A 4,906-nucleotide genomic window follows, 5' to 3' on the forward strand; every position below is an offset into this window, starting at 1 on the left:
CGTGCCGCGCTCATTGACCCAGCCAAGCGCAAAAGCGATGTCGATGTCGATCTGTCGGTCCGGACCCGTTGCCGTTTCCAGACGCTCGATGATGTCGAAAAAGAGCTGCTTTCGCTCCGGCCAATTGCCTGGGTTCGCGGCCTCGGGCGACAGGGATGGTCGCACGATTCCGCACCTCAACGTGGTAAGGGCAAGGCGCATGCGCCCTACGAGTTCGGGGTGAAGGTGTCGGTGGCCACCACGCTGAAAGCGCTCAAAGGGTGGCCAGTTCGCCCTGCATGCAAAAGCGCTGCCCGGCAATCCCTATGACGGCCACACGCTCGCAGCGATCATCCCTGACATGGAAAAGACCATCGGCAACGAGATCAGCCGCGTTCTCGCCGACGCCGGCTATCGCGGCCACAACGCACCGGAGAGCCACAAGTTCAGGGTCTTCACCAGCGGCCAGAAACGCCGTGTCACCCCGGCCATCAAGCGCCAGATGCGGCGGCGATCGGCCGTCGAGCCCGTGATCGGCCACATCAAGGCTGAGCACCGGATGGGCCGCAATTACCTCGCTCACACCCAAGGCGACGCCGTCAACGCCATCCTGGCCGCCGCCGGCTACAACTTCTCCCTCCTGCTCAGGTGGCTGAAGCAATTTTTGTGGCTCTTGATCGCCGCGTTCCTGAACCGGCCGAAGCAGCTTGCCGCTTAGCGGTCAAGATTGTTCACGGTCGACTAGTGAGCGATTTCGCTAAGGGCATCTGGCGATTTATCGCGGCATCGGCCATCCTAGTACCGGTTCAAGTGCCGGTTTAGCGCCGCTTCGACAAATACTTGTCCAGAACGATGCTACAACTCTCCGAATCGGTTTGCTCGAATATAAATCTAGGATAAGCCGGGCACATGACAACCTCTGAGACTTTTCGAGTCAGTTCCCATCTCAAGGACATAATCGGCCGCGATCTCGTGACGAACGAGTTCGTAGCGATCTTCGAACTTGTAAAGAACTCCTTTGATGCTGGTGCCACCAGAGTAGACATCGAGTTTGATCCCGAAGAGAGGACGATAGCCATTGTCGACGATGGCCACGGTATGTCCCAGTCTGATATTCGTGACAAATGGCTTTTCGTTGCTTACTCCGAGAAGGCGCTGGCCGAGCCGGATACATATCGCGATAAAATCAGGCCGTCTGGTCAATTTGCGGGAAGCAAAGGTATCGGCCGATTCGCATGCGACACCTTGGGCGCGGGGCTCGAACTCTACAGCCTTGCAGAGGGCAAGAAGTCCATTTCGAAGCTTGAGATTGACTGGACGCGCTTCGAGCAGGATAGCACGGACGAGTTCCAGGATGTCGATGTTGCGCTAGGCGCAGCAACGTCCTTCCCGACGATCTACAATGCCGAGCCGCCTTCTTTGCATGGCACCGTGCTCATAATCAAAGATACGCGGCAAGACTGGGACGCGGAGAATATAAAGAAGCTGCGCAGAGACCTAGCCAAGCTTATTGACCCGTTTGGGACCACTACTGATGTCGCCGTATCAACTTGGCTCGTCGACGGCACTACCGAAGCAGTCGAGGATGTCGACGGTCGCGTCGGCAATGAGATCGCAGAACTGCTGCGAGAAAAAACCAGCCGCATCGAAGTCGCCATCGAAAACGGCGTCATCAACACGACCCTCTTCGATCGTGGCAGGAAAATTTATGCAATACGCGAGCCATCACAGTATGAGGAATTAAACGATAGTCAGATCGAGGGGCAGATCTATTTTCTAAACCGGTCCGCGAAACACACCTTTACCGCTCGCATGGGCGTACGACCGATTGAATTCGGAAGCGTATTCCTGTTCCTCAATAGATTCCGAATATTTCCCATAGGGGAGGAGTTTGACGACACTCTCGGGCTGAACCGTAGGAAGCAGCAGGGCCAATCGCGCTATCTGGGGACGCGCGACATCATTGGGCGTGTCGATGTTACGGCACGCCCAAAGATGTTCCGTGAAGTATCGAGCCGAGACGCAGGTCTTATCGAGGACGCTCGCAGCCGTGCCTTGTTCGACGCTATTCGGAGGCACATGATCTTCCGGTTGGAGCGTTATGTTGTCGGCGTAAATTGGAAGGACAGCCGGGATCAAGACCGAGACACCGCCGAGGGCCTTGAAACGGACAGGGCCCGAGCCAGGGTCCTAGCTATCGTAGGATCGCTCGCGCGATCAAAAGAGATCGAAATCCTTTATTACGACACAGATATTGTCAGGGTCTCGGACGATCCCGACCAAATCACTGAAGACACACTTAAGGCCATGTCGGAGGTGGCTGAGAGTCGAGGTGATACCTCCCTCCTCAACCAAATCGAGGACGCTCGACGTCGAATCGAAGAACTCAAGACTTCAAGGGCAGAAGCGCAGGACGCTGCCCGGCGCGCGATTGAGGAGCGACATCGCGCCGATGCCCGTATTGAACGCCTAGAGCAGCAGGCCGCGTTTCTGGGAAGCAGCCGGGATGTCGACGTGGAACGCGTCCAACTGCTGATGCACCAAGCCACAATTCATCTGGGGCACATTCGCTCGGCAATAGCGAATGCAGCACATGAAATTCGAAATGTCCTCTCGACCGCTAAGATACCGGACGATCTAGAGGAGATTGACGACGTAAAAGACCTGCTTGCCTCGATCCGCCAATCGGCTAGGCGCGTGTCGTCTTCGATAGCAGGCGCCAGCCTATCAGGCGAGAGGCTGGGCACCGTCCTCTCCTTCGCTCCAAATATTCGAGTCGACTTGCAGACGGACAAAGTGCGCGGCGACTTGTTGCAGTTCTTCAGCGAGTACTTCCAAGTTCGCTTGGTCGGCGTGCCGGACATGCCAAACGCCTCATTCGATGCCTCGGGCCTGTCGCTGCAAAGGGAGTTCTCACCGGTCGACATCGCGGTACTCATCGACAACCTCCTAGATAATGCTCGTAAGGCGAAAGCTAGCAAGGTCGAATTCTCCGCGGCCCGTAAGGGAAAGAACTCTGTTGCAATTAAGGTCGTAGATGACGGTCTGGGCATCGACGAGCAGAAAGTCGATTCATCCAAGCTATTCGAGCCCGGGTATACAGGCTCAGCTAATGGGACGGGGCTGGGACTGTATAGTGCGCGCCAGATTCTACAGGGAATGGGCGGAACCATCGAGCTCGTTGGCGACGGCAGCCGAGCGGATTTTGAGATTGTAGTTCCAGGGGAGGATTTATGAACCTAGACTTCGGTATTCTGTGGATTGAGGACTCCTTCAACAATGAGGAGGAGGAGAGCCTCAAGCGTCGCGTCCGTGAGGCGGGCTTTATCGCGCGCATCGAGACGATTCCTAACGGCATTGGTATCGAGGAACTAGCCCGGACACATAAGCTCTATCATCGTTACGATATCATTCTTCTTGATTATCGGTTGAAGGATGAGAACGGCGACGAACTTGCGCCGAGAGTTAGAGAGTTATTCCCCTCCACCACCATCCTGTTCTATTCGGGGACCGTGCAGGAGGGAGAGCTTCGTCGGATGATCGCGGACAAGCAGGTAGAAGGTGTCTACTGCAGTGCTCGCCGGCGCTTCATCGACCGCACCGGGATGCTTATAGATCACACTGCACGGTCACTAGACCGACTATCAGGAATGAGGGGCTTGGCGATGAGGGTGGTCGCTGAGTGCGACGCGCTCATGAAAACGGCCATGTTGTCGATGTGCAATCGCGATCCAAACTGCGCCGGAAAGATGACTGAGCTCGACGATGATGTCCTTGGATTTATTAATGACATGAAGGAAACGTATGAGGCCTCCATAGCCTCCGACTTCGGCAGCCGATTGGCCACCCGTGCGATCGATAGCGCGAAGCTATTCAAGCACTTTCGTCGCCTCACGCAGGTTGCTTCCGCAGATCCGACGACATTCGGACTAAGTGAAGAGCAACTTGAACGGCTTCGCGAGTTGAGAAGGCTTAGTGCTCAATATGTCCAGGGTGTCCTGAAAAAACGCAACATTCTTGGCCACGTCGTTGAGGTGCAGGGGGAAGCAGGATGGGTCCTACAAGGAAGCGACGAAATTAGTGTCGGAGATTTCCCCGAAATTCGGCGCGTGTTTGCTGCTCACATCGATGCCTTCCGCGAACTGAGCGAGCTCGTCGTTCTTCTGGATGCGAAGCAATCCGCATAGCATTTCGCCCAATGCCTCGGCGAGGAGCGGCGGTACCGCGTTTCCCACCTGCGTGAATCTTGGGCATGCATCCTTTCGTCGGCTCCCGCCACTTGTGTACGGGCCGTGAAAGGAGAACCAGTCAGGGAAGGACTGTAGCCGTGCATGTTCCCGAACCGTCATCGACCTTGGCCGAGAATAGTGGACGAAATCGTCCGGCAGTGTGCTGACGGTTGGCGCAGGGGCCTCGGGATCAAGCGCGGTTGTCGAGCGCTTCTTGATGCCGAGCCGCTGCCTATCCTCCATCCGTAGGCACACGCCACGCTCGCAGTTGTCCAAGATATCCTGCATGCGCCGGATTGAGGTAACGCCGTGTCGTGGGAGGCGCATGTCTTGTGGTTGCCCTGAACTGCCGGCCCTCATCAATTTCTGATACGGGCTGGACGTTTCGCTTGCGCGCTTCAGCGCCTTGAAGCCAAGATGCCCCCACTCAGAATCTAGATCCGGCTCTCTGTCACCTTCTGCCAAATCAGAAATCGCCGCTTCCGCACTTGTGAACCCAGGGCCGAGGCCCCGCGCCTTCAGGAAGGCCTTTCTCCCGACACGCATGCGCTGCAACGGGTCAATTCCAGGCAGCGTCCCCTTGAGTGCTGCAATCAGGACGAACCTTGGTCTACGCTGTGGGACACCCCAATCCGCCGCCCTCAGGATATCGGACCAGATATCATAGCCGAGCTTGTCCAGCTCCTTCGCGACATAGT

Annotated in this window: 2 protein-coding genes and 1 pseudogene; 2 read left to right on the forward strand and 1 reads right to left on the reverse strand. The window is 56.5% G+C overall.

All coding sequences use genetic code 11. The features are described from left to right. Nucleotides 1-183: 183 nt before the first annotated feature. Together EOA24_RS27355 and EOA24_RS27360 are read left to right on the forward strand one after the other, a co-directional pair. A pseudogene (locus EOA24_RS27355) lies at nucleotides 184-697 on the forward strand (transposase); the annotation flags it as partial. A gap of 191 nt (nucleotides 698-888) precedes the next feature. Next, complete coding sequence (locus tag EOA24_RS27360) at nucleotides 889-3,216, forward strand: ATP-binding protein (protein ID WP_127410261.1); 2,328 nt, start codon at nucleotides 889-891, stop codon at nucleotides 3,214-3,216. Nucleotides 3,217-4,037: 821 nt separating this feature from the next. Here EOA24_RS27360 and EOA24_RS43335 read toward each other — a convergent pair. Further along, on the reverse strand, nucleotides 4,038-4,906 hold an 869-nt coding region (locus tag EOA24_RS43335; protein WP_133374631.1), incomplete at its 5' end, for a DNA cytosine methyltransferase.

The sequence above is a fragment of the Mesorhizobium sp. M2A.F.Ca.ET.039.01.1.1 genome (assembly GCF_003998035.1).
Taxonomy (GTDB): domain Bacteria; phylum Pseudomonadota; class Alphaproteobacteria; order Rhizobiales; family Rhizobiaceae; genus Mesorhizobium.